This window comes from Cellulophaga sp. L1A9 (assembly GCF_009797025.1).
In the GTDB taxonomy this organism is placed as follows: domain Bacteria; phylum Bacteroidota; class Bacteroidia; order Flavobacteriales; family Flavobacteriaceae; genus Cellulophaga.
Genome location: NZ_CP047027.1, coordinates 3231186 through 3256868, shown reverse-complemented (window position 1 = coordinate 3256868; position 25683 = coordinate 3231186). Strand labels below are relative to the sequence as shown.

At 33.8% G+C, this 25683-nt stretch carries 26 protein-coding genes; 17 read left to right on the top strand and 9 right to left on the bottom strand.

Features of this window, described 5'->3' with window-relative positions; translation table 11 throughout:
• Positions 1 to 24: 24 nt before the first annotated feature.
• From GQR94_RS14280 to GQR94_RS14235, 10 genes are all read left to right on the top strand, one after another.
• Positions 25 to 357: a septum formation initiator family protein gene (locus tag GQR94_RS14280; protein WP_158976200.1), complete on the top strand. Its 333-nt coding sequence runs from the start codon at positions 25 to 27 to the stop codon at positions 355 to 357.
• Positions 350 to 1714 carry a methylmalonyl-CoA mutase subunit beta gene (locus GQR94_RS14275; RefSeq protein WP_158976198.1) on the top strand — a complete coding sequence of 455 codons (1365 nt, stop codon included), beginning with the start codon at positions 350 to 352 and terminating at the stop codon, positions 1712 to 1714. Before GQR94_RS14280 ends, GQR94_RS14275 begins: the two co-directional genes overlap by 8 nt.
• Positions 1707 to 3860 carry a methylmalonyl-CoA mutase gene (gene scpA / locus GQR94_RS14270; RefSeq protein WP_158976196.1) on the top strand — a complete coding sequence of 718 codons (2154 nt, stop codon included), beginning with the start codon at positions 1707 to 1709 and terminating at the stop codon, positions 3858 to 3860. The genes GQR94_RS14275 and scpA overlap by 8 nt, the downstream gene beginning before the upstream one ends.
• 424 nt (positions 3861 to 4284) lie before the next feature.
• Entirely contained in the window at positions 4285 to 5058 is a 774-nt protein-coding gene (locus tag GQR94_RS14265) for a ParA family protein (protein WP_158976194.1), read from the top strand.
• Between the two features lie 2 nt (positions 5059 to 5060).
• A complete protein-coding gene (locus GQR94_RS14260) occupies positions 5061 to 5966 on the top strand; it encodes a ParB/RepB/Spo0J family partition protein (protein ID WP_158976192.1) in 906 nt (301 codons plus the stop codon).
• Positions 5956 to 6621, top strand: coding sequence for a DUF5683 domain-containing protein (locus GQR94_RS14255; RefSeq protein ID WP_158976190.1), 666 nt, complete (start codon positions 5956 to 5958; stop codon positions 6619 to 6621). The genes GQR94_RS14260 and GQR94_RS14255 overlap by 11 nt, the downstream gene beginning before the upstream one ends.
• Positions 6622 to 6626: 5 nt before the next feature.
• Positions 6627 to 7328, top strand: a complete 702-nt coding sequence (gene dapB, locus GQR94_RS14250; protein WP_158976188.1) for a 4-hydroxy-tetrahydrodipicolinate reductase — start codon at positions 6627 to 6629, stop codon at positions 7326 to 7328.
• Between the two features lie 31 nt (positions 7329 to 7359).
• Positions 7360 to 9060, top strand: coding sequence for a signal peptidase I (lepB, locus tag GQR94_RS14245; RefSeq protein WP_158976186.1), 1701 nt, complete (start codon positions 7360 to 7362; stop codon positions 9058 to 9060).
• Between the two features lie 9 nt (positions 9061 to 9069).
• Positions 9070 to 9705 carry a WbqC family protein gene (locus GQR94_RS14240; RefSeq protein WP_158976184.1) on the top strand — a complete coding sequence of 212 codons (636 nt, stop codon included), beginning with the start codon at positions 9070 to 9072 and terminating at the stop codon, positions 9703 to 9705.
• A complete protein-coding gene (locus tag GQR94_RS14235; RefSeq protein WP_158976182.1) occupies positions 9698 to 10024 on the top strand; it encodes a DUF6122 family protein in 327 nt (108 codons plus the stop codon). The genes GQR94_RS14240 and GQR94_RS14235 overlap by 8 nt, the downstream gene beginning before the upstream one ends.
• Here GQR94_RS14235 and GQR94_RS14230 read toward each other — a convergent pair.
• The 7 genes from GQR94_RS14230 to GQR94_RS14200 all read right to left on the bottom strand — a co-directional run bounded on the left by GQR94_RS14230 (position 10010) and on the right by GQR94_RS14200 (position 16370).
• Positions 10010 to 10786: an endonuclease/exonuclease/phosphatase family protein gene (locus GQR94_RS14230; protein ID WP_233268322.1), complete on the bottom strand. Its 777-nt coding sequence runs from the start codon at positions 10784 to 10786 to the stop codon at positions 10010 to 10012. The genes GQR94_RS14235 and GQR94_RS14230 overlap by 15 nt on opposite strands.
• A 247-nt stretch (positions 10787 to 11033) precedes the next feature.
• Entirely contained in the window at positions 11034 to 11903 is an 870-nt protein-coding gene (locus tag GQR94_RS14225; RefSeq protein WP_158976178.1) for a rhomboid family intramembrane serine protease, read from the bottom strand.
• Between the two features lies 1 nt (position 11904).
• Entirely contained in the window at positions 11905 to 12648 is a 744-nt protein-coding gene (locus GQR94_RS14220; protein ID WP_158976176.1) for a rhomboid family intramembrane serine protease, read from the bottom strand.
• Positions 12649 to 14502, bottom strand: coding sequence for a DNA mismatch repair endonuclease MutL (mutL, locus tag GQR94_RS14215; RefSeq protein WP_158976174.1), 1854 nt, complete (start codon positions 14500 to 14502; stop codon positions 12649 to 12651).
• On the bottom strand, positions 14502 to 14792 hold the full coding sequence (locus GQR94_RS14210) for a hypothetical protein (protein ID WP_013551519.1): 291 nt from the start codon (positions 14790 to 14792) through the stop codon (positions 14502 to 14504). Before GQR94_RS14210 ends, mutL begins: the two co-directional genes overlap by 1 nt.
• 316 nt (positions 14793 to 15108) lie before the next feature.
• Positions 15109 to 15591, bottom strand: coding sequence for a 6,7-dimethyl-8-ribityllumazine synthase (gene ribH / locus GQR94_RS14205; protein WP_158976170.1), 483 nt, complete (start codon positions 15589 to 15591; stop codon positions 15109 to 15111).
• A gap of 2 nt (positions 15592 to 15593) precedes the next feature.
• Positions 15594 to 16370 (bottom strand): tetratricopeptide repeat protein, encoded by a 777-nt coding sequence (locus GQR94_RS14200; protein WP_158976168.1) that lies wholly within the window; start codon positions 16368 to 16370, stop codon positions 15594 to 15596.
• A 124-nt stretch (positions 16371 to 16494) separates the two neighbouring features.
• On the opposite strand from GQR94_RS14200, the gene GQR94_RS14195 reads away from it, so the two are divergent.
• The 5 genes from GQR94_RS14195 to GQR94_RS14175 all read left to right on the top strand — a co-directional run bounded on the left by GQR94_RS14195 (position 16495) and on the right by GQR94_RS14175 (position 22445).
• Entirely contained in the window at positions 16495 to 17580 is a 1086-nt protein-coding gene (locus tag GQR94_RS14195) for a DNA replication/repair protein RecF (RefSeq protein ID WP_158976166.1), read from the top strand.
• 378 nt (positions 17581 to 17958) lie between these two features.
• Positions 17959 to 18381 (top strand): hypothetical protein, encoded by a 423-nt coding sequence (locus GQR94_RS14190; protein ID WP_158976164.1) that lies wholly within the window; start codon positions 17959 to 17961, stop codon positions 18379 to 18381.
• Positions 18381 to 18677, top strand: coding sequence for a DciA family protein (locus tag GQR94_RS14185; RefSeq protein WP_158976162.1), 297 nt, complete (start codon positions 18381 to 18383; stop codon positions 18675 to 18677). Before GQR94_RS14190 ends, GQR94_RS14185 begins: the two co-directional genes overlap by 1 nt.
• A 17-nt stretch (positions 18678 to 18694) precedes the next feature.
• Entirely contained in the window at positions 18695 to 19093 is a 399-nt protein-coding gene (locus GQR94_RS14180; protein ID WP_158976160.1) for a (deoxy)nucleoside triphosphate pyrophosphohydrolase, read from the top strand.
• Positions 19086 to 22445: a DUF3427 domain-containing protein gene (locus GQR94_RS14175; RefSeq protein ID WP_158976158.1), complete on the top strand. Its 3360-nt coding sequence runs from the start codon at positions 19086 to 19088 to the stop codon at positions 22443 to 22445. Before GQR94_RS14180 ends, GQR94_RS14175 begins: the two co-directional genes overlap by 8 nt.
• 53 nt (positions 22446 to 22498) lie before the next feature.
• Here the strand turns inward: GQR94_RS14175 and GQR94_RS14170 are convergent, their stop codons facing one another.
• Complete coding sequence (locus GQR94_RS14170; RefSeq protein ID WP_158976156.1) at positions 22499 to 22915, bottom strand: nucleoside-diphosphate kinase; 417 nt, start codon at positions 22913 to 22915, stop codon at positions 22499 to 22501.
• An 80-nt stretch (positions 22916 to 22995) separates the two neighbouring features.
• The gene (locus tag GQR94_RS14165; protein WP_158976154.1) at positions 22996 to 24039 is read right to left on the bottom strand and encodes an alkaline phosphatase D family protein; all 1044 of its coding nucleotides are present in this window, start codon (positions 24037 to 24039) and stop codon (positions 22996 to 22998) included.
• Positions 24040 to 24114: 75 nt separating this feature from the next.
• On the opposite strand from GQR94_RS14165, the gene GQR94_RS14160 reads away from it, so the two are divergent.
• Complete coding sequence (locus GQR94_RS14160) at positions 24115 to 25131, top strand: bifunctional oligoribonuclease/PAP phosphatase NrnA (protein ID WP_158976152.1); 1017 nt, start codon at positions 24115 to 24117, stop codon at positions 25129 to 25131.
• On the top strand, positions 25131 to 25679 hold the full coding sequence (gene gldI, locus GQR94_RS14155) for a gliding motility-associated peptidyl-prolyl isomerase GldI (protein WP_158976138.1): 549 nt from the start codon (positions 25131 to 25133) through the stop codon (positions 25677 to 25679). The genes GQR94_RS14160 and gldI overlap by 1 nt, the downstream gene beginning before the upstream one ends.
• Positions 25680 to 25683 lie beyond the last annotated feature (4 nt).

The window sequence follows — 25683 nt, the reverse complement described above, 5'->3', positions numbered from 1 at the left end:
TAGTAACCTCACGATACACACTCGATGAAAATTAAGGAGTTAAAACAGAAAAAGTGGTTTTCTATAGCCACCAATATGTATGTATTGGTGCTAACGGTATTTTTTATTTGGATGCTTTTTTTTGATACGAATTCCTTTTTGATACATCTTGAGCTTAAAAAAGAAAATAATAAGCTAGAGAAAACCAAAGAGTATTTACAAAATGAAATTGTAAAAGATAAAATAATTATAGAAAAACTATCTGATACAGACGAACTCAAAAAATTCGCAAGAGAAGAATACTATCTAAAAAGAAAGAACGAAGAAATCTATTTAATAGAATATCAGGATAGCCTAAAAACTGATCAAGATGAGTAATACCAAACTTTTTAATGAATTTACCGATGTTTCTACCCAACAGTGGAAGCAAAAAATTCAATTTGATTTAAAAGGTAAAGATTATAACGAAAGTTTAGTTTGGGAATCTCTAGAGGGTATAAAGGTGAAGCCGTTCTATAATTCTGAAGATAAATTTATTGAAAATGCCATCTCGAAACCCTTAAAACCATGGCAAATTACGCAAGCAATTTATGCCGGTAATGAAGAGATAGCAAATAAAAAAGCACTTAAAGCGCTAGAAAAAGGAGCAGAAAGTATTTTATTTACCATTCCGAATGAAGAAATTGTATTCGCAAAACTTCTTAAAGACATCGATTTAAAAAATACCGTTCTTTATTTCGATTTTCAATTTCTATCAGCATCCTACATTACAAAAGCAAACGAGCTGCTAAACGCTGCAGATTCTGAATTTTATTTTAATTTTGATAGTATTCATCACCTCACAAAATCTGGCAATTGGTATACAAATTCTGAAGAAGATTTTATACAGTTTGATGCCATTGCAGCTACCACAAATGCAATTACACTTGATGTTAGCCATTACCAAAATGCAGGAGCAAATCTTGTGCAGCAATTAGCTTATACCCTAGCGCACGCTAATGAATACCTAAATAGAATCCCTGAAACTAAGATTTCCGATTTTAGTGTCAATTTTAAAATAGCTGTAGGTAGTAATTATTTTTTTGAAATCGCAAAAATCAGAGCCTTACGTTTACTCTACAAAACGGTAGCAGCTGCGTATGGCGCTCCTGAAAATTGTCATATTTTAGCCGTTACCACCAAAAGAAATAAAACCATTTACGATTATAATTCTAATATGCTCCGCAGTACCACCGAATGCATGTCGGCCATATTAGGCAGTGCCGATGCAGTGTGTAATGCACCTTATGATGCTATTTATCATAAAACCAATGACTTTGCTGAACGTATTGCTCGCAATCAATTAATCGTTCTTAAAGAAGAAAGTTACTTTGATAAGACTAGTAATCCTGCAGACGGTTCTTACTACATAGAAAGCTTAACGAAACAACTCGCTGAAAAAGCCTTAGATCTATTTAAAGAGCTAGAAAAAGCAGGCGGATTCTTAAGTCAGTTGAAAGCGAATACCATTCAGAAAAAAATTAAAGAAAGTGCACAGAAAGAGCAAGATTTATTTGACAGCAAGAAATTAATTCTTGTAGGAACCAACAAATACCAATCTAGCTTAGATAAAATGAAAGGTGATTTAGAATTATTTCCTTTCATGAAAAATAAACCTCGAAAAAGTAGTATAGAACCTATTTTAGAACGAAGGTTATCTGAAGAATTAGAACAAAAAAGGTTGGAAAATGAATAGAAAAGACCTTCAACATATCACGCTAGACACTTCTTCTCTACAGGAAACAACTACTCCACCGAGTGCATTTGAAACAGCAGAAGAAATTGATATACAATCATCCTACTCAAAAGACAATCTCAAAAATGTAGAACATTTAAATTTTGCAGCAGGTATTCCACCTTATTTAAGAGGTCCTTATTCTACAATGTACGTTTTAAGACCTTGGACAATTAGGCAATATGCAGGGTTTTCTACAGCAGAAGAAAGTAATGCATTTTACAGACGAAATTTAGAAGCAGGCCAAAAAGGGCTTTCTGTAGCTTTTGATTTGCCTACCCACAGAGGCTATGATAGTGATCATGAACGGGTGGTTGGTGATGTTGGAAAAGCAGGTGTTGCTATTGATTCCGTAGAAGACATGAAAATTTTATTTGATGGGATTCCGTTAGATAAAATGTCTGTTTCTATGACCATGAATGGTGCTGTTTTGCCTATTCTAGCCTTCTATATTGTTGCGGCACAAGAGCAAGGTGTTTCTTTAGAAGAATTATCCGGAACCATTCAAAATGATATCTTAAAGGAGTTTATGGTACGTAACACGTACATCTACCCTCCCACGCCCTCCATGCAAATTATTGCAGATATTTTTGAATATACGAGTCAGAAAATGCCAAAATTTAATAGCATTAGTATTTCTGGCTACCACATGCAAGAAGCTGGTGCTACTGCAGATATAGAGTTGGCGTACACTTTAGCAGACGGCTTAGAATATATAAGAACCGGATTAAAATCTGGCCTTAAAATAGATGAATTTGCCCCACGACTGTCTTTCTTTTGGGGAATTGGCATGAATCATTTTATGGAAATCGCTAAACTAAGAGCAGGAAGAATGCTTTGGGCGAAATTGGTAAAACAATTTGATCCTAAAACCGATAAATCATTGGCACTTCGTACCCATTGCCAAACCAGTGGTTGGAGCCTAACAGAACAAGACCCCTTTAATAACGTTGCCAGAACTACTATTGAAGCTATGGCTGCCGTTTTAGGAGGCACACAAAGTTTGCACACTAATGCCCTTGATGAGGCCATAGCGTTACCTACAGATTTCTCGGCAAGAATAGCGAGAAATACACAGTTATATATCCAAGAAGAAACCAAAGTTACTAAAACGGTAGATCCTTGGGCTGGCAGTTATTATGTAGAAAGCTTAACCCAAGAGATTGCAGAAAAAGCTTGGGCACTTTTAGAAGAAGTTGAGGAATTAGGTGGAATGACTAAGGCTATTGAAGCCGGAATTCCGAAAATGCGTATTGAAGAAGCTGCGGCTAAAAAACAAGCTAGAATAGATAGCAATAGAGATAAAATAGTTGGTGTAAATAGTTACCGCTTAGAAAAAGAAGATCCACTTCATATTTTAGAAGTTGATAACCAAGAAGTACGTAGACAGCAACTCGAGCGTTTGGCACAAATAAGAGAAGACCGTAATGAAGCTGCTGTAACATCTGCTCTCTTAAGGTTAACCAATGCCGCCGTAGCAAAAGCAGATGGTAAAGGACAAAATTCTGAACCTGATAAAAATTTATTAGCTTTAGCAGTAGAAGCTGCTAGGGAACGCGCCACATTAGGCGAAATTAGTGATGCCTTAGAAGCCGTTTACAATAGACATAAAGCAGTTATTAAAACATTTACAGGCGTGTATTCTAAAGAAATTCAAAATAATGAAAGCTTTAAAAAAGCTAGGGAACTTGCTGATGTTTTTGCAAAACAAGACGGTAGAAGACCACGTATAATGGTTGCAAAAATGGGACAAGATGGCCACGATCGTGGAGCAAAAGTAGTTGCAACCAGTTATGCAGACCTTGGTTTTGATGTAGATATTGGTCCACTATTTCAAACCCCAGCAGAAGCTGCAAAACAAGCGGTAGAGAATGATGTACATATTTTAGGAGTATCTTCTTTAGCTGCCGGACATAAGACCCTTGTTCCTCAAGTATTAGAAGAATTAAAAAAATACGGCCGTGAAGATATTATGGTAGTTGTTGGTGGTGTAATACCTAAACAAGATTACCAATTTTTATATGATGCAGGTGCTGTTGCTATTTATGGTCCAGGAACTAAAATAAGTGATGCCGCAATAGAGATTTTAGAGATCTTGATTGATTAAATATTATTCCAAAGCCTTAAAATATTATTTAGTTTTTTTGAGTAAAAACAAGGCTATGATCAAAAAAGAGATAATCTATTTTTAAAATTTTAAACCACTATAGTTTTTGCAATACAAGGCTTAAAGTCAAAAACAGAAAATTTGGTTATAAAGAAAACACCAAAAGCACCAATTAAATAAACTTACCCTCTTATAAATAAAGAGATCAAGAATTACACATCCATCGTTATATTTATTTCAAAAGCACCTGATTATCAGTTGAATACATTATTTTATTTATTAAATTCTAAGATATTGTATCGTTCACACTAAAAATATTAACTTTTTTTAACGCAATTAGCCACGTTTATTCACGAACTGTTAACAAAATACATTTTTTAGCATTGTAAATAATCGTATTTTAGCCCCTAACTTACTTTATATTATGGGCAAAATAATAGCCATAGCAAATCAAAAAGGTGGTGTAGGCAAAACCACTACAACCGTAAATCTTGCCGCAGCCCTAGGCGTGCTAGAAAAAAAAGTACTTTTAATAGATGCTGATCCCCAAGCAAATGCAACATCTGGTTTAGGTATTGATGTTGACAGTATCGAAATAGGTACTTACCAATTATTAGAGCATACAAAGACAGCAGAAGAAATCATCATTGAAACCACTTCTCCTAATGTAGATTTAATTCCAGCGCACATTGACCTAGTTGCGATTGAAATTGAACTCGTAGATAAGGAACAACGGGAATACATGATGAAAAAAAGTATTTTATCACTTAAAGAAAAATATGATTACATCTTAATTGATTGTGCTCCTTCTTTAGGGTTACTTACACTAAACGCCTTAACGGCTGCCGATTCTGTAATCATTCCTATCCAATGTGAATATTTTGCATTAGAAGGTCTTGGTAAACTATTGAATACTATTAAAAGTATACAACGTATTCACAATCCAGATCTGGATATTGAAGGGATGTTATTAACAATGTATGATTCTCGTTTACGCTTGTCTAATCAAGTTGTAGAAGAGGTTCGAAAGCATTTTAGCGAAATGGTTTTTGATACCATCATCCAACGTAATGTTCGATTAAGTGAAGCTCCGAGTTACGGAGAAAGTATTATAAAATATGATGCCTCAAGTAAAGGAGCTGTAAATTATTTAAGCTTAGCACAAGAGGTACTGAATAAAAATAAGGAAAAAGTATAATAATGGCGAAAGCAACCCAAAAACAAGTATTAGGTAGAGGTCTATCTGCGTTATTAAAAGACCCTGAAAATGATATTAAATCTGCATCAGACAAAAATGCAGATAAAGTTGTTGGTAATATTGTAGAGTTAGATTTAGTGGCCATTGAGGTAAACCCTTTTCAGCCACGTTCTAATTTTAACGATGAGGCTTTGCATGAATTAGCTTCATCTATTCGAGAATTGGGCGTTATTCAGCCAATTACAGTACGTAAATTAGAATTCAACAAATACCAATTAGTATCTGGGGAACGAAGATTTAGAGCGTCTAAATTAATAGGTTTAGAAACTATTCCTGCGTATATCCGGATTGCTAACGATCAAGAATCGTTAGAAATGGCTTTGGTAGAGAATATTCAAAGGCAAGATTTAGATCCTATTGAAATTGCATTATCCTACCAACGTCTTATTGATGAAATTCAATTAACGCAAGAAAAAATGAGTGAGCGTGTTGGTAAAAAACGGTCTACCATTACCAATTATTTACGCTTACTACGTTTAGATCCTATCATTCAAACCGGAATTAGAGATGGTTTTTTGAGTATGGGGCACGGTAGAGCGCTAGTAAATATTGATGAAAAAGATGATCAACTTGCTTTGTATGAAAAAATTATAAGCAATAATTTATCTGTTCGAGATACCGAAAAAGCAGTAAAAGAATACCAAAATCCTAGTGCCAACCAAAAAGATACCACCCCTAAAATAACTAAAACCCCTGGTTTTATTGAAAATAGTTTGAATGATTTCAATTCATACTTATCTGTAAAAGTAGAGGCTAAAGCTACTGATAAAGGAAAAGGAAAATTAACAATCCCTTTTAATTCTAAGGCGGATTTTGAGCGTATTAAAAAATTAATTCTTGGTGAATAGGAACATATTTTTACTACTGATTTTTGTAGGCTTTACTTTTGCGACATTCGCACAAGAAGAGGAAAAAACTACCCAAAAAGAAGATACACAATTAGACAGCATTCAAACTGATTTAAAAAGTCAGGGTATTGTAGTGCAAGACTCTGTTTTTGAAAAACGAGTTGAGATAAATCCATTATCTCCAGCTAAGGCTGCGTTTTATTCTGCCATTATTCCTGGACTTGGACAGGTGTATAATAAAAGATATTGGAAAGTACCAATTGTATATGCTGTGTTAGGAGTAACAATTTACTCCTATGACTTTAATAACACACAATACAAGCGTTTTAGAACGGCTTACAAACGGAGGTTGGCGGGCTTCACCGATGATGAATTTTACGATTTAGCACCTTTTAGCGACACCGAACTTACAGAACCAGAATTTTCTACAGATGCATTACAAGATGCTCAAGAAAATTACCAAAGAGATCGCGATTTAATGTTACTAGTAACTATTGGCATGTACGTACTTAATATCATTGATGCCAATGTAGATTCGCACTTAAAACAGTTTAATGTTGATGATAATTTAAGCGTAGATTTTCAGCCTTACTTAGACTACAACGAAATTACTGCCCAACCAAATTATGGTATGGCACTCACAATAAAATTTTAAAGATCATGAGGATTGCACTATTCGGTTATGGAAAAATGGGGAAAATGATTGAAGCCTTAGCTTTAAAAAAGAACCATACCATAGTAGCAAAAATAGACATTGATGATACAGAAATTGATTTTTCTACTTTTGATGTCGCGATTGATTTTAGTCAACCTTCAGCTGCATTTAATAATATAAAAAGGTGCTTAGAAAACAAAACACCTATTATTAGTGGTACCACAGGTTGGTTAGACCGCTATGATGATGCAGTTGGTTTGTGTAATGAGAATAATGGTGCCTTTATATACGCCTCAAACTTTAGCTTAGGGGTAAATTTATTTTTTGAACTCAACGACTATTTAGCCAAGATGATGGCAAACTTAAGAGACTATCATGTTTCTTTGGAAGAAATACATCATACACAAAAACTAGATGCTCCGAGTGGTACCGCAATTACATTAGCAGAAAGCATTATTAAAAACACCTCATATACCAGTTGGGAATTAGATGCGACTAAAGAACATGTCTTGCCTATAATAGCAATTAGAGAAGCTAGCGTTCCAGGGACACACAGTGTCACCTACGAAAGTCACGTAGACAGTATTGAAATTAAACACACCGCACACAATAGAGAAGGTTTTGCATTAGGCGCATTAACTGCAGCAGAATGGATTATTGGTAAGCACGGAGTTTTCTCTATGAAAGACGTGTTACACATCGATTAAAATAAAATACAGCATTAATTAAAAACATATAATGAACGGAACACAGTGGTTAATATTCATACTAGTTATTCAAGTAATTCATTTTTTAGGTACTTGGAAATTATATATTAAAGCCGGAAGAAAAGGTTGGGAAGCAGCAATACCTGTATATAACGCAATCATATTAATGAAAATTATCAACCGTCCTAAATGGTGGGTAATTTTATTATTTATTCCTATTATTAATCTTTTAATGTTCCCTGTAATTTGGGTAGAGACTATCCGTAGTTTCGGAAAAAACACTTTATTAGACACTTGGTTGGTCTTATTAACTTTAGGTTTTTATACTTACTATGTCAATTACGCACTTGATGTAACGTATATTGAAGATAGAAGTTTACAACCAAAAACGGTAGCTGGAGAATGGGTAAGTTCAATCGTTTTTGCTGTGGTAGCCGCTAGTATTGTACACACTTATTTTGTACAACCTTATGTTATCCCAACAGCTTCTTTAGAAAAAACGTTATTGGTGGGTGATTTCTTATTTGTAAGTAAATTTCATTACGGCGCAAGAACACCCATGACCACAGTGGCCGCTCCAATGGTACATGATACACTTCCTGTGTTGGGCGTAAAATCATATTTAACAAAACCTCAATTGCCCTATTTTAGATTACCTGGGTTTAAGAAGGTGAAAAAGAATGATATTGTAGTTTTTAGTTGGCCTGCAGATACGGTGTATCAATTTTTTAAAAAAGCTAAAGGGGTTATAAAGCCCGTAGATAAAAAATCTAATTATGTAAAGCGCTGTGTAGGTACTCCTGGAGATTCGCTTTCTGTTATCAATGGAGATGTATATATCAATGGTGAAAAACTCGTCTTATCAGATAGAGCAAAACCACAATTTTACCATACGGTAATTGCTGATAAAGATATAGACAAGACTATAATTAATTTAGCGGGTGGGATGCAAAATTACGTTGATGGCGTCATCAAAATCCCTAAAGAAGTCTTGTTGCAAGATAAAGCAAGAGAAATCTTAAAGACTAGAACAACTCTAGAACTTATAAAGTCTGATGCTACCTACAATTACTATACTGGTCGCTTTTCTGCCAACAATGTCGCTTCGTTCTTGAAAGCTGAGAATGTAAAAAATATGGCGTTGTTTAATATGACGGATGCTGAAGCAGCAGCTTTAGTAGGCAAAGCAGGCATCATTGAAGTAAAACGCTTTAGCGAACACAATAAGAACATGGGGGTTTTCCCTCAGAACAAAAACTTAGAAGGCACAGTTGATAATTTTGGTCCTGTTTACCTTCCTGAAAAAGGGCAAACATTAAAACTGACTCTTGAAAATTTACCGTATTATAAAAAAATTATCCGTGATTACGAACATCATACCCTTTCCGTTTCTGGAAATCAGATCCTGATTGATGGTGTTAAAACAGATCAGTACACTTTTAGCCAAGGGTATTATTGGATGATGGGAGACAACAGACATCGATCTGAAGACAGTAGAATTTGGGGCTACGTACCTGAAGATCATATTGTAGGTACGCCTATTTTTATCTGGATGAGTATTGACCATTTTACAGAAGGGTTTAAAAATTGGAATATTCGTTGGGAACGAGTATTTACTACCGTTAGCGGCGATGGTGAACCTACCTCCTATTTCAAATATTTCTTAATCCTTTTAGTTGCTTATTTCGGATTTGATTATTTCAGAAAAAAGAAAAAGGCTAAAAAAGAATAATACACACTTATGAAAGTTTTAATGCATCCAGGTTATTTTCTGAACCTGACCAATTTTGCAGTAATCGCCCAAAAAGATATTATTTGGGAAGTATCTGGGAATTATCAAAAGCAAAGTTTCAGAAACCGTTGTAATATTGCGAATGATCGTGGCTTTCATACTTTAAGTATTCCTATCAAACACAACGGAAAGAATAAAGGGGCAAACGCGTATGCAGAGGTTTTAATTGACAATAAGTATGCATGGCAACGTCAGCACTGGCGAACCCTACAAACCGCTTATAGAACATCTCCGTTCTTTGAGTTCTATGAAGATGAAATATCTGAATTATATACTAAAACTTTTGACTCACTACTAGAATTTAATCTTAGAACGATAGAAATTGCTTGTGAATGTTTACAACTAGACATGCCAGCAATTAAAACAAAAATCTTTCACAAGACTCCAGAAGATGACAGTCATGATGGCCGCTACCTCATAGATGCCAAAAAACAAGTAAACATTCCTCAAGAACCTTATGTTCAAGTATTTGGAGACCGAAATGGCTTTATTGATAATTTAAGCATCCTAGACTTACTCTTTAATGAAGGTACCAATGCCCTAAGCTATCTAGAGCAAATGCCACTTGATTTTTTAGATGCTTAGGTTTATAGCCCATTACGGAATTCATTTTGTAGTCCCCATTCTAATAGGCATCCTATTTTTTAAAAGAGAAACTAGAGCTAGGGCCATTATTATACTTTTAGCAGCTATTATAATTGACGTAGACCATCTTTTTGCTGCACGTATTTTTGATCCCAACAGGTGTAGCATCAACTTTCATTTCTTTCACCAATATTGGGCTATTGTTATTTATTTTGGCTTGTTATTTTTTAGAAAGACGAGAATTTTTGGGATTGCATTATTGCTACACATGGTCGCAGACGCAACAGATTGCTATTTAATGCAGTTAGAAGTTGAATGAGGTCATGACCGGAAAATGATCTGATAGTTTTACATTGTAATTTTTATGGGATAGCACTTCAAAACTATCATCCAACAGAATAAAATCTATACGAACAGGGTAGTATTTAAAATTGTAGGTTCTCCCGTATCCAGACCCTTTTTCTTGAAAAGTATCCTGCATATCGCCTCTAATGGTTTTATATACATTAGAATATTGTGTACCATTGAAATCGCCACAGATTATAACTTTATAAGGAGAATCTTCTTTATGCTTCTTAATTATTTCTGCTTGCTGTTGTTGTTTTTTAAAAGAATTGGCAAGTCTTTTATATAATTTCATAGACTCTTCTTGCGCTATAATATCCTTATCAGGAATTACACGTAACGACTCTAAATGAAGATTATAAATCCGTACAGTATCATTTTTCACCACGATATCCACGAAAGCAGCATTATTAGGACTTTCGGGAAAATTTATCAAACCTTTATTAATGATGGGGTACTTAGAATAGAAGCCCAATTTAACTTTACCCGGATTATTGATATACTCTAGGTAGTTGTATTTGTAATTCTTAAAATCCTTCAGCTTTTTATAATAAAACTCTTGAAAACAAATTACATCTGGACGCTCTGTCGTTATTAAATCTAAAGTTTCTTCAAAAACTGCCGTATTTTTAATATTCATATTTCTATTAAAACTACGAACGTTAAACGTCATGATTGATATATCTGCAGCGGTATCCGTATCACTAGAAAAACGCAGTTTAAAGAATGAACTCAAAGACACATAACTAATCAATAAAACAAAAAAAGAAAAAAACGCTCTTTTGTTTCTTCCAAATACGTAAAATAGTAAAAACAATAAATTTGACAATACCAAGATGGGAATGGTAAGACTAAAAAAGGCAACAAAAGGAACTGTTTCTAAAGAAATATAAGGTACTAAACAAGACAGCAGAAGTAGTATTCCCAGAAGAATATTAAGTCCAAAAAAAATCTTGCTAAAAAAAGTTTGTATCCGCACCTAGTTATTCTTTACCTGCTTTGAATAAGAAGTCTTTTTCTGCTTTAGAAAGACTCTCGTAGCCAGATTTACTAATCTTATCTAAAATAATATCTATTTGCCGTTGGTGTTTTTCTTTATCTGATGCTGCATTTTTATGTACAGTCGTACTACTAGGTTTCCGGTATACTGTTTTTAATGGCGCTTTCTTTTCTTTTTTAAATAAGTTTTGAATGCGGTCTAATAAATTAGAAAATCCTGATCCAATATCGCGCCCTTGTGTTAATTGGCTTGCATAAAAATACCCCAAAAAAGCACCACCAAGGTGCGACAATCGTCCGCCTATATTCACTCCTCCTCCAATAAAAAACAAATCTATCAGCACAAAGACAACGCCTACGTGCCAAAGTTTTACATTAAAAAATATGACTCTCACTTCTTGGTTTGGCGTATAAGTACACACAAAAATTAGCACTGCCATTACTGCAGCAGATGCACCAATTAAAGAATTATTTAAACCTATTAGCGCTGGGAATATATTGTAGCTTACGATAAATAATAGCCCCCCAAATATAGCTCCTAAGAAATATACATTTACAAATTTACGTTCCCCAAAAAGGTTCATAAATATTCTTCCTGTAAAATACAGCATGATCATATTCCAAAAAATATGACCAAAATCACCATGAAAAAAGGCATAGGTAACAATAGACCACGGCTGCATTATAAAAGTACCAAAATCTTTAGGGAGTTCAAACCAATGCACAATAGCATCTACATCTATCCTAAAAAGAACAGCAACCAAACGCGTAATGATGAATATTAGCACGTTCACCACTATAAGCTTTTCTGCAATATTTAATCGTGCAAACTGATACTTTAAATTTACTGCCATATTAGTCCCAACGATTCTTATTAAATGAATTTTTCTTCCAATACCACATCATAATAAAACCAAATATAGCTCCTCCAACGTGGGCCATAAATGCAGTATTACTAGGACTAAAATAAGATTTTCCTGAAAGTGCAGAGAAAAGATCTAATAAAATAATTCCAGGAATAAAATATTTCGCTTTTATAGGAATGGGTAAAAATATCAACATTAATTCAGCATTTGGCTTCATTACCCCAAAGGCAGCCAAAACACCCATAATACAACCAGAAGCACCTACCATAGAGGAATTGTACACAGGAAACATCTCTTGCAACTTAAGGCGTTGTGCATCACTTACTGTTTCTAAAAGCTGATTAGAACTCAGCATTTGTACAATTTGATCTCCTGAAAGTCCAGAACTAATTAAATCTGAATAAGCAGGTAAGTATTCATAATAATAAAAACCCAACTGAAAAAGTACCGCTCCTAATCCTGCAGAAAAATACAAGAACAGAAATTGCTTCTTTCCCAAATACTCCTCAACTGGGGAGCCAAACATCCAAAGTCCAAACATATTAAAAAGAATATGCGACACACCTCCATGCATAAACATATGAGTAACTAATTGCCAAATTTGAAAGTTCTCATTCTTTGGAAACCACAAAGCAAACCATTGATACATTTGATCTCCTACCATTAAAGTAGCCACAAAGAACAATACATTTATGATAATTAAATGCTTTACAGTGTCTGTAATTCTAATCATTTAAAAGAATTTTTTATCTATATCTTCACCGGTAAGGGTAATATATATTGGTTTATTAAACGGACTAATCTTAAATTCCTTACACGCAAATAAATTGTTAACTAAGGCCAATTGCGATTCACTATCTAATTGTTCTCCTGTTTTTACTGCTAAGGTTTTACTTAAGGTTTTAGCCACTATATCGGATTGTGAAAAACTATCTTCTGGGGTATCCATTTGATAGTCAGAAATAAGTTGATCTAACACCATTCCTACTTCACTTTCTGGTACCAATAAAGGTACGCCAGAAATTAAAACATTTCCTTCTTCTATGGCATCAAAGGCAAAACCTAAATTTATTAAGCTATCTATTATCTCCTTGATGATGTTTACCTCTGTTGTAGAAAAATTTAATTGCAAAGGAAAAAGTAATTGCTGACTCACCCCTTCTTTAATCGTGATATTTTTTAAGAAATTTTCATACAATACGCGTTGGTGCGCTCTACTCTGGTCTATAATAATCATTCCAGACTTAATCGTAGTAACGATGTACTTACGTTTTAATTGAAATGTGGTAGACACGGAATCTATCGTTTCTGTGCCGGTATCAAAAATAGACCCTGTAATTGTTTCCGATTCAAAGCTTACGCTACTAAAATCTGCTTCTTTACCTACTTTAGACTCCAAACCAACATACAAATTCTCCCACCCCTTGGTACTAGGCTTCTCGTAATTAGGCGTTCTATGTGCCGTTTTAGGAGTATCATCTGCAAACGGATTAAAACTAGCATCTACAGATACTCTTGGCACTTCCGCAAGCTTTGCTTTATAATTATATGGGGTCTCTAAATTTTGGTCTGCCTCAAAATCTAAAGCAGGCACTACATTAAATTGCCCTAAAGCATGTTTAATCGCCGAACGCAATAAGGCGTATACCGTGTGTTCATCATCAAACTTTATCTCCGTTTTTGTAGGGTGTATATTAATATCTATCGAAGCCGGATCTACCTCTAGATATAAAAAATATCCCGGATGGTTTTCAGATTTTATTAAACCTTCAAAAGCACTAACCACAGCATGGTGTAAATATGGGCTCTTGATAAACCTATTATTCACAAAGAAAAACTGCTCTCCTCTACTCTTCTTAGAAAATTCTGGCTTGCTTATAAATCCAGAAATTTTAACCACTTGCGTTTCCTCTTCTACAGGTACAAGTTTTTCATTGGTTTTAGATCCAAATACGTTGACAATCCGTTGTCTGTAATTAGATTTAGGAAGATGAAAAATTTCACTCCCATTGTTATAAAAATGAAATTGTATATCTGGATGTGCTAAGGCTACACGATGAAATTCATCCGTAATATGCCGAAACTCTACTTGATTAGATTTTAAAAAATTACGCCTGGCGGGAATATTAAAAAATAGATTCTTTACGCAAAACGACGTTCCTTTAGGTGTTACTGTAGGCTCTTGAGAACTTATTTTACTGCCTTCTACCTTTAATTGCACTCCTATTTCATCTGTTGCTGTTTTAGTAAGCAACTCTACATGTGCAATAGCAGCAATGGAAGCAAGTGCCTCTCCTCTAAATCCTTTTGTATGAAGACAGAATAAATCATCGGCACTTTTTATTTTTGATGTTGCATGGCGCTCAAAACTCAAACGTGCATCTGTAGCACTCATGCCCACCCCATTATCTACTACTTGGATCAAGGCTTTACCCCCGTCTTTAATAATCAATTTTATAGCGTCTGCTCCTGCATCTATGGCATTCTCTAGCAGCTCTTTTACAACCGAAGCAGGTCGTTGCACAACCTCGCCAGCAGCAATTTGATTCGCAACATGGTCGGGTAAAAGTTGAATGATGTCAGCCATTAAAATCTAGTAAATAGGGATAAGTCAAAATCAAAAAACCACCAAACTATAAAAACCAAGACAGCAATAATTGCTATTAGCCTAAAGTTAATATCTCTATTCCCTTTGGTTCTTCCAGCTTTTCTTGCTTCTCCCCAACTGCCGCGAAAATCGCCACTTACGGATGCATCTTTATATTTGGAAAATTTAGAATCAAATTTATAAGGATTCTCCACACCATCGTTCTCCATGTAACGTGGCACATATTTAAAACTAGTATTTGTTCGAAGTTTAAATCCTTTTAATCTCAAGATAAGAATGTTATGATTCAGCATCAAAAATACTACAAATACAGGACTTCACCTGATTTACAATGCTAAAAATTGTTAACAATCACATCAAAAAGTTACGGGTACAGCATAGAAACTAGCGCATAATACACCTTTACACATGCACAACAAGCAGTATTTCACTGCACAGCCATAGTTTAGAAAGTATTGAACACCCAAAGTTTAGGACTGTAAAAGTGAAGCTATAATCTAAAAATCAAACTATCGTTTGCTGTTAGGACTTAAAGACACACTCCTCAATATCCAAATTAGATATTTAAGACTTGATACTTAAATACTATTTTCCTAGGGCAGCCATTTTAATTGCTGCAATGGCACCTTCAGTACCTTTGTTACCGTGAATACCACCACTACGGTCAATAGCTTGCTGAAGATTATTATCTGTCAATACACAAAAAATAACAGGAGTATCCGTCAGGATATTCAAATCTTTTATGCCTTGTGCTGTAGCCTCGCATACAAAATCAAAATGTTTTGTTTCGCCTTGAATAACACTTCCTATAGCAATCACTGCATCAACATTTTGCGTTGCAATCATTTTTTTGCTTCCAAAGGTTAACTCAAAACTACCAGGAACATCCCAACGGATTATATTTTCTTCTAAAGCGCCACAATCTAATAAAGCTTCTTTAGCACCGTTAAACAATCCTTCTGTAATATTCGTGTTCCATTCAGAAACAACAATCCCAAATCGAAAACCTTTCGCATTTGGGATTGTAGCTTTATCGTAAACCGATAAATTATTATTGGCTGTAGCCATACTTATTTGTTTTTAGCCATTGCAATGTAAGCATCTACCAAACTAGCTTCTGGAGATTTTGCAAATTCAGTTTTAATTCTTTCGAAATATTTTAAAGCTGCATCATTTTTATTCAATTCTAAAGCAACGATACCTGCTTTTTGTAAAAACATTGGGGTACTATACTCATTTGTATTAGCACTCAAGGCTTTTTCATAATACCCTAAAGCATCTTCTGGCTGATTTAATTGCATGAATGCATCGCCAATACCACCTTTGGCAATGGCATCTGTAATAGCATCATGAGCCGTATAATCACTTAAGTAATCTATAGCTTCTTGATATTTTTGTGTGTTTAAGTAAGACATACCTGCTGCATAAGAAGCTAGGTTTGCACTTTCTGTACCACCATAGTTTTCAATAACTTCAATTAAGCCATACTTACCATTAGCACCTTCTAAAGCCATGTTGTACAATGAATCTTGTGCTACTGGGTTTTGTAAAGCCTCATTAAAATGTTGCATTGCGTAGAACATTTCGTTACCAGCATCTGCCTCTTGAGGTTTTTTCACAAACTGATCATAGGCTAAATACCCTAAAACCCCTACTGCAATTGCACCAATAACGCCAAGAATATAATTCTGATTGTTAGAAACCCACTCTTCAGTTTTATTTGCACTTTCATCTAAGGTACTAAAAACCTCAGCCGTTGTACTGTCTTGTTCATTGAACTCAACTTCGTCTGTAGAATCAATATTTACTTCTTTTGCTTTATATCCGCGCTTCTTGTATGTAGCCATTATTTAATTTTAATAATCGGGCAAAAATAAAGTTTTTATTCAAAATTGGAAGCTTCTTATTCGTTATTTTTCGATAATTTGCACCTTCATCTACTATTCAATCTAAAAATCAGGGTTACAGAGCATGTTTCTGAAGAAATTATCACTTATAAATTACAAGAATTTTAGTTCCGAAAATTTCGAATTTGACAGCAAAATCAACTGTTTCGTTGGTCAGAATGGAATTGGAAAAACAAATATCCTCGACGCCATTTATCATTTATCGTTCGGCAAAAGTTATTTTAACCCCATAGCCACTCAAAACATAAAACACGGTGAAGATTTCTTTGTAATCGAAGGAAACTTCGAAAAATTAGACCGAGAGGAAAAAATAGTCTGCAGCCTTAAAAAGGGCATGAAGAAGATTATCAAGAAAAATGGCAAAGCATATGACAAGCTTTCTGACCATATTGGATTCTTACCTCTTGTTATTATTTCGCCTTCCGATAGAGATTTAATTACAGAAGGAAGTGATACTAGAAGAAAATTTATAGACGGTGTCATTTCTCAGTCCGATAAAGAATACCTGCAAACTTTACTTAAATACAATAAAATTGTAAGTCAGCGGAATTCACTTTTAAAATATTTTGCAGTAAACCACACTTTTGATAAAACAAATTTAAGTGTCTACAATGAGCAATTAGCGACCTATGGAACCGTAATTTTTAACAAGCGTGTTGCTTTTTTAGAAACCTTTATTCCTATCTTTAAAGAACAATATCAAGTTATTTCTGGCGGAAATGAAGAAGTCTCTTTGGTCTATGACAGTAAGTTGTTAGATTCAAATCTTTTAGACCTACTAGAGAAAAACATAGAGAAAGACAGGGCTTTACAATACACGAGTGTCGGTATCCATAAAGACGATTTAAATTTTGACCTCGGCGAGCATCCTATTAAAAAATTTGGGAGCCAAGGACAACAAAAATCATTTTTGATAGCCTTGAAGCTAGCACAATTTCATTTTATAAAAGAACAATCTAGCACTACTCCTATCTTATTACTGGATGATATTTTTGATAAGTTAGACGAAAACAGGGTGAGCCATATTATTAGTCTAGTTAATGATGAAAATTTCGGTCAGCTTTTTATTAGTGACACCCATGCAGATAGAACGGAAAATGTAATTAAAAACATTCATCAGTCTTATAAGATGTTTAAGTTAGGGAGTTAATTGATGGCAACTCAAAAAGTTCAAGCTTGAAATTCAAAATAAAAATACCCTGTCAGTTCGAGTGATTTTTGTGCAGGGCAACGAAACAAAAATAGTATCGAGAACAGCTGACAAATAAAAAAGTTCAAGCGCAAGAAGGAAGTTCAAGTTCAAAATAAAAATACCCTGTCCATTCGAGTGATTTTTGTGCAGGGCAACGAAACAAAAATAGTATCGAGAACAGCTGACAAATAAAAAAGTTCAAGCGCAAGAAGGAATTTCAAGTTTAAAATAAAAATATCCTGTCAGTTCGAGTGATTTTTGTGCAGGGCAACGAAACAAAAATAGTATCGAGAACAGATTAATACGTAAAAAAATAGTACTAGAAAAAGCAACGCAATGATAAAAAATATAAGCGCCATATTATTCCTATTTATAGTAACCTCCTGCTCTCAAAAAATAACCGAAGAGCAGTTAAGTGATTTAAATGGGTATTGGGAAATAGAGAAAGTAACGCTTCCTGACGGGCAAAAGAAAGAGTATACGGTAAATGAAACGATAGATTACATTCAGTTAGACGGATTAAAAGGATTTAGAAAAAAAGTAAAACCCACTTTTAGCGGCACTTATATTACAAGTGATGATGCTGAGACCTTTACGCTTTTCAATAAAGAAGACACCTATTTACTAACCTATAAGACGGAGATTAGTGAATGGACAGAAACCTTAAAATCTATTTCTAAAGATCAGTTTTCAGTCACTAATGAAGATAATATCACGTACTTTTACAAACGCTACGAACCGATAAACATTAGCAAATAATGGCTAAAAGACGCAGAGAAAACATTCCATTAAGTGAAGCTTTACAAGATTTTATTGACACCAACAAGCTCCAAAAAGGCATTGATAGGGTTGATGTAAGAGCAGCTTGGACCAATCTTATGGGGAATGGCGTTAATAACTACACAACGGCCATAGAATTACGAGGAGACACCTTGTTTGTATCGCTCTCTTCTTCAGTTCTACGGTCAGAATTAAGCCTAGGGAAATCTAAAATTATCACCATGCTTAATGAAGAGTTGAAAAAAGAAGTGGTTAAGAAGTTAGTGTTGCGATAGATTAAAAATTTAAAAAAATGAAAGAGATAGAAGTTGTTGCTGCAATAATCTATTTTGAAGATAAGATTCTATGTGTTCAAAGGCCTCAAAACAAATTGGCATATATTTCCAAAAAATTTGAATTCCCTGGAGGCAAAGTAGAAAATGGGGAAACATTAAATAATGCACTGTATAGAGAATTAAAAGAAGAATTAAACTTCACACCAATCTCAATGGGTGAATTATATTTAACAGTTAATCATCAATATCCAGACTTTAAATTAATAATGCATGTTTTTAAATGTATTTCTGATAAAAGTGAAATTCAATTAAATGAACATATTTCTTCTCAATGGCGCTCTTTAGAAAATTTAAAAAAATTAGACTGGGCAGCAGCAGATATCCCTATAGTTAATAGATTAATTGAGAATGGATAAAATATTTAATGATGATTTTAAAGATAGCCTATTAACTGGGTTCATTGATAAATCCTTAGAATCCGACGCTTTATACCAACCAGAACTACTTGTCAATCGAAAAATCCCTAGAAAGAAAGTTCTAACTACTATTATTAAAGAATTAGAAAACTGCGAAAGCTTTTATATATCTGTTGCTTTTATTACAACAAGCGGTGTAGCTACTTTAATAAACACATTTAAAACTCTTGAGAAAAAAGGTATAAAAGGAAAAATTCTTGTTTCTCAATATCTAAACTTCACACAACCCGAAGCATTAAAAAGACTTTTACAATTTCAAAATATAGAATTAAAAATAATAACTAAAGAAGACTCACATTCAAAAGGTTATATTTTTAAGCACTCTAAATACTACAACTTAATTATTGGAAGTAGCAATTTAACTTCAGCCGCATTATCTACAAATAAAGAGTGGAATATGAAGGTTTCAGCAAGAAACTCAAGCTCCTTAGTAGATAAAGTGATTAACGAATTTCAAGATGATTTTGAAATAGGTGAAATTGTAAATAAAACTTACATCAAAAAATATGAAGAGATTTACAAAAAGCAATCACTAGTTTACAAAAAAAGCGAAGAGGAATTATCTAAAGAATTTAATTTAGAAATAATTCCAAACTCTATGCAAACTGAAGCATTAGAGAATTTAAAAAACTTAAGAAAACAAAGCAATAAAGCGCTTATAATTTCTGCAACCGGAACAGGTAAAACCTATTTAGCTGCTTTTGATGCCAAAGCTTTTAATCCTAAAAAACTGCTATTTGTTGTACATCGATTAAACATTGCTGAAAAAGCAATGGAAACTTTTAAAACTATTTTCGGTAAGTCTAAAACAATGGGGTTATACTCAGGAAAACAAAGAGAACTAGATAAAGACTTTGTATTTTCAACTGTTCAAACAATTTCAAAATCAAATCATTTAGAACAATTTAAAAAAGATTTCTTTGATTATATTATTATTGATGAATCTCATCGTTCAGGAGCAGATTCATATATTAGATTAATAAAATATTTCAATCCGAGATTTCTTCTTGGTATGACTGCAACACCAGACAGAACAGACGATAAAGACATTTATAGTTTGTTTGACCATAATATAGCTTATGAGATTAGACTAAATAAGGCAATGGAAGAAGATATGCTTATTCCTTTCCATTATTATGGTGTAACAGATTTATCAGTAAATGATGAAATACTTGAAAAAGAATCAGATTTCAAACTTTTAACAGCAGACGAAAGAGTCAATAAAATTATTTCTAAAATTGAATTTTATGGTTCCGACAATGGAATAACAAGAGGTCTAATTTTTTGTTCTAAAAAAATTGAAGCCAAAGAATTATCAGACAAATTCAATCAAAAAGGCTACAAAACAATTGCTTTAACAGGAGATAGTTCAGAACAGGAAAGAACAAATGCCATAGAACTATTAGAAAGTGATGATTTAACAATAAAATTAGATTACATATTTACTATTGACATTTTTAATGAAGGAATTGATATACCAAAAATCAATCAAGTCATAATGATTCGCCCAACCCAATCTGCAATAATATTCATACAGCAATTAGGACGAGGATTAAGAAAGACAGACAACAAATATTATTTAACAATCATTGATTTTATTGGCAACTATAAAAATAATTATTTAATTCCAATAGCTTTATATGGGGACACCTCCTTTAATAAAGACAAAATAAGAAAATTAATTTCAGAGGGTAGTAGTATGATTCCAGGAGAATCAACTATTAATTTTGATGAAATCACTAAAGAAAGAATCTATGCTTCCATTGATTCAGCGACAATGCAACTGTTATCTGATTTAAAAATAGATTACAATAATTTAAAAAGTAGGATTGGACGTATTCCCATGATGATGGACTTTGTAAACAATGAAGCCAGAGAGCCTTTCTCATTCATTGAATACTCGAAGTCGTACTTTAATTTCATCAACAAAGTAGACAAAACATTTGATAAATCTTTAGACAAAAAGCTATCTGAATTATTAGAGCTTTTTTCCAAAGAAATTAACAACGCAAAAAGAATTGAAGAAAGTATTATCCTAAAGGAACTACTAAATAATCACGAGTTAAGTATTTCAAATTTAAATGAATTAATATTTGAGAAATATCAATATAAACCAAGTGCTGAAACTATAAAATCCTGTATTTCAAATATCAATTTCAGCTTTATCCGAAAGGAAGAAAAAATCATCTTTATTGAAAGTAACAAACTCAAATTTCACGATGAATTTGTTAAGTTACTTTCAAACACTACTTTTAGTGAGTTCTTACTTGATTCTATAACTTACTCAATACACACCTTCAATAAAAATTTCAACAAAGATAATTACAGAGATGGACTATTACTTTTCAACAAGTATAGTCGTAAAGATGTTTGTAGATTATTGAACTGGGAAAATGATGTTAGTAGTACTGTTTATGGTTACAGAACAAGAAATGAAATTACTCCTTGTTTTGTTACTTATCATAAATCTGATGATATTGAAGACACCATAAAGTATAATGACTACTTCGTTTCCCCATCGGTTTTCGCTTGGGAATCCCGGTCAAACAGAAAATTATCAAGTCAAGAAATAAAAAATGTAGTCGCTTCAAAGCGAATATTATTATTCGTAAAAAAAGAAGATGCAGAAGGGACTGACTTCTATTTCATGGGAGATGTATCGATTATAAAGAATTCTATTCAGCAAGCAGAAATGCCTGATTCTCAAAAACCAGTTGTCCACTTTAAGTTTCAATTAGAACAACCAGTAAAAGACGACTTATACAATTACATAACAGCCGTTAACAGAGAGAAACTTGCTCCAAATAATTTTAAAACCGCAGTAAAATCAAAAGTAGAAGAAAAAGTATCTGAATTTACAGTTCCTCTATACAACTTTTACGCAGCAGCTGGTAGCTTTAGTGAAATGCAAGATGAAAAAGAATATAAACTAACATCTGTTCCCCAAAGATATGCATCAGATGATTATTTCGCTTGTAAAGTAATTGGAAAATCAATGAATAAAATTATTCCAAATAACTCAATATGCTTATTCAAAAAAAATGTAACAGGTTCTCGCACTGGGAAAATTTTACTAATAGAAAATAGAGATGCCTTTGACCCTGATTTTAATTCTGCATTTACCGTTAAAACATATATAAGTAAAAAAACTATTACAGATGAAGGTTGGCAACATGATTCAATTATATTGAAACCTAACTCGTATGACGATAGTTTTAAAAGTATAATAATCAATGAAGACAATAGTAAAGAAATGAGAATTATTGGCGAGTTTGTTGAAGTTCTAAAATAAAAAAAAGGCCACTCATCACTGAGTAGCCTTTCATATATCTTGTGTTGTTTTCCTTAGAAAATCTCTCTTCCAGAAAAATGGAAAGCTCCTTCTAAAGCAGCATTCTCATCACTATCAGAACCATGTACTGCATTCTCACCAAGAGATGTAGCAAACATTTTACGGATAGTACCATCTGCAGCCTCAGCTGGGTTAGTTGCACCAATTAAAGCTCTAAAGTCTTCAACAGCATTATCTTTTTCTAAAATAGCAGCAACGATTGGTCCTCTAGACATAAAGTCTACCAATTCTCCGTAAAAAGGACGCTCACTATGAACAGCGTAAAACGCTTGAGCATCTCTTTTGCTTAATTGCGTATATTTCATAGCTACAATCTTAAAACCAGCAGCATTAATTTTGTCTAGAATAGCACCAATATGTCCGTTTTGCACAGCATCTGGCTTAAGCATTGTAAATGTTCTATTTGTCATTTTCTTTGAATTTTGTGCAAAAGTACTATTTTAAATACATTCTACAATAAATTAATACAAAACCGAAGGTAAGTTAACGATTATTTAAACCCTTGTGCTAAGATACCCAAGACTTTACCTTCATCGCCTATCATTTTGAATGTAATAGTAGCTGTTTCAAAATTAAAACTCAAGGTTCCAAAACTTACCACAGAAACTACCTCCCCTACCCGGTACGGATTAGGTTCTCCCGAATACGAAGAATACACATGGGTAAGTCCGCTACTCGTAAAATCTATCAAAGGATATGCTACCCCCTCAATAGTCGTTTTTGAAAATTCAGAGATATGCCTGTCTCCTGATAACACCACTACACCTTCTGCTTTAGACGTGGCAATTAGTTTTTCTAATTTGTCTACTTCATGCGGAAAATTACCCCATGTTTCAAAACCATGCTCATTAGACAATACTTGTATGCTACTCACTAAAATATTAAAATCTGCCGTACTCGTATTCAATTCATCCTCCAACCATGCCCATTGTGCTTTCCCTAAAACAGTACCTTCCCCATAGCTATTTGGTTTCGTCCTTTTTTTAGTAACCGTATCTTTAGTTAATGCTGTTCTAAAATAACGCGTATCTAACACCAATACTTTTACACTTCCTTTAGGCGTATCATATGTATGTGCCGCATACACGCCTTCTTGCGTTCTACGCGGGCTATCTTTTGCTACCTTAAAGAAATCTAGAAATACTTGCTGACTTTCTTTTTTAAAGATATACTCTACACCTCCATCGTTTAGTCCATAATCATGATCATCCCAAGTACCAATCACAGGAACTTGTGTTCTTAATTTCTGATAGCCTAAAACACTGTCCTGGCTTTCATAAAACTGCTGAAGCTCTTGCATGTCATTGGTATCTGCATAAACATTATCGCCACCCCATATCCATACATCAGGATTAGTGTTTAAGATATCATCCCATAATAAGTTTGGAATAGCACTCTTGTTACAGGAACCAAAAGCAATGGTAAAATCGGCCCTCTCAGTCGTAGCCTCGTCAGTTGTAGCTGTTTGAGCATACCCTAGGGATAGACCGAATAAAATAAACACCGCATTGAATACTATTTGTAATCTCTTCATTTTTAAATATTGTCTCCTTACAAAAATAGCAATTTCCACAGTACCACTATAGTATAAAATAGTATCTTTGCCGCCATGAATTCAGAGGATATTAGTAAAGTTAAGGAGCTACTTAGCGTTCCGCAAAAAATTGTAATTATACCACACAAAAACCCTGACGGCGATGCTATTGGTTCTACCTTAGGGCTTTGGCATTACTTAAAAAACAATGGGCAAGACGCTACCGTTATTAGCCCTAATGATGCGCCAAAATTTTTAAAATGGATGCCTGGTAGTGCTACTATTCTAAATTTTGAAGCAGAAAATTCACAAGCTAAAAAAGCAATTACAGAAGCAACCCTAATTTTTACTTTAGATTTTAATCATTTAGGACGCGTGGGTCAAATGCATTCTTTTCTAGAAGAAGCTGCTGCTACTTTTATCATGATAGACCACCACCAAGAACCTTCTGACTATGCTTTAGTAACTTATTCTGATGTTACGATGAGTTCTACCTGTGAGATGGTTTTTAATTTCATAGATTATTTAGGTGATACCGATAAAATTACGCCAGAGATTGCAAATTGCCTGTATACAGGGATTATGACAGATACTGGTTCGTTTAAATATTCATCGACCACGAGTAAAACGCATAGGATAGTAGCAGAGCTTATTGATAAAGGTGCAGAAAACACCCGCATACATAATCTTGTTTATGACACCAACTCCCCAAGTAGACTACACCTATTAGGCTGTGCACTTAAAAATATGGTGATTCTTGAGGAATTTAATACGGCATACATTACCCTTAGTCAAGATGAATTAGATACGTATAAATACCAAAAAGGTGATACAGAAGGGTTTGTAAATTATGGTCTTACCTTAGAAGGGATAAGGTTTGCTGTTATTTTTATTGAAAATAGAGAGGAAGGAATTATAAAAATATCATTTAGGTCTGAAGGCGATTTTTCTGTGAATGAATTTGCACGTGCTTATTTTCATGGAGGCGGACATAATAATGCTGCTGGAGGAAAAAGCGACCTTTCATTAAAAGAAACTGCAGACTATTTTGTAAACTTGTTACCGAAACATTTAAAAGAATTGACCAAGTAATGAAGTACCTGTTTTATTTAAGTGCGTTTTTTTTACTTTTCATTAGTTGCGAAGAGCCTATTGCGCGTAGACCTGTTCGTGTCTCTTCTCCAAAACTGATAAAATCTACAGTAGAACGCAATAAAGATCTTTTAGCGTTGGAAGAAAAAATCATAAACGGATTGGTAAAAAAAGATACCATACATACGTATGAACCTACAACTACGGGGTCATGGTTTTATTACGAAACTAAAAACGATTCTTTACCGTACCTACCGCAAGAAGAAGATGTGGTTACCTTAACCTACAATATCATGACGCTTACCAATGACACCATCTATTCTGCCAAAGAAATTGGAGTACAACATATAAAAGTAAATAAACCTAGCTTGTTTAAAGGCTTGCGAAAAACATTTACACTGTTAAGAGAAAATGAAAAAGCTACTTTTATTTTTCCATCTTCCTTAGCGTTTGGATACCACGGGGACGACAATAAGATTAACCCGAATACTCCGATTAAATCATCAGTAGAAATTATAAAAATCGATAAATTCAAAACAAATAAATAGTCTT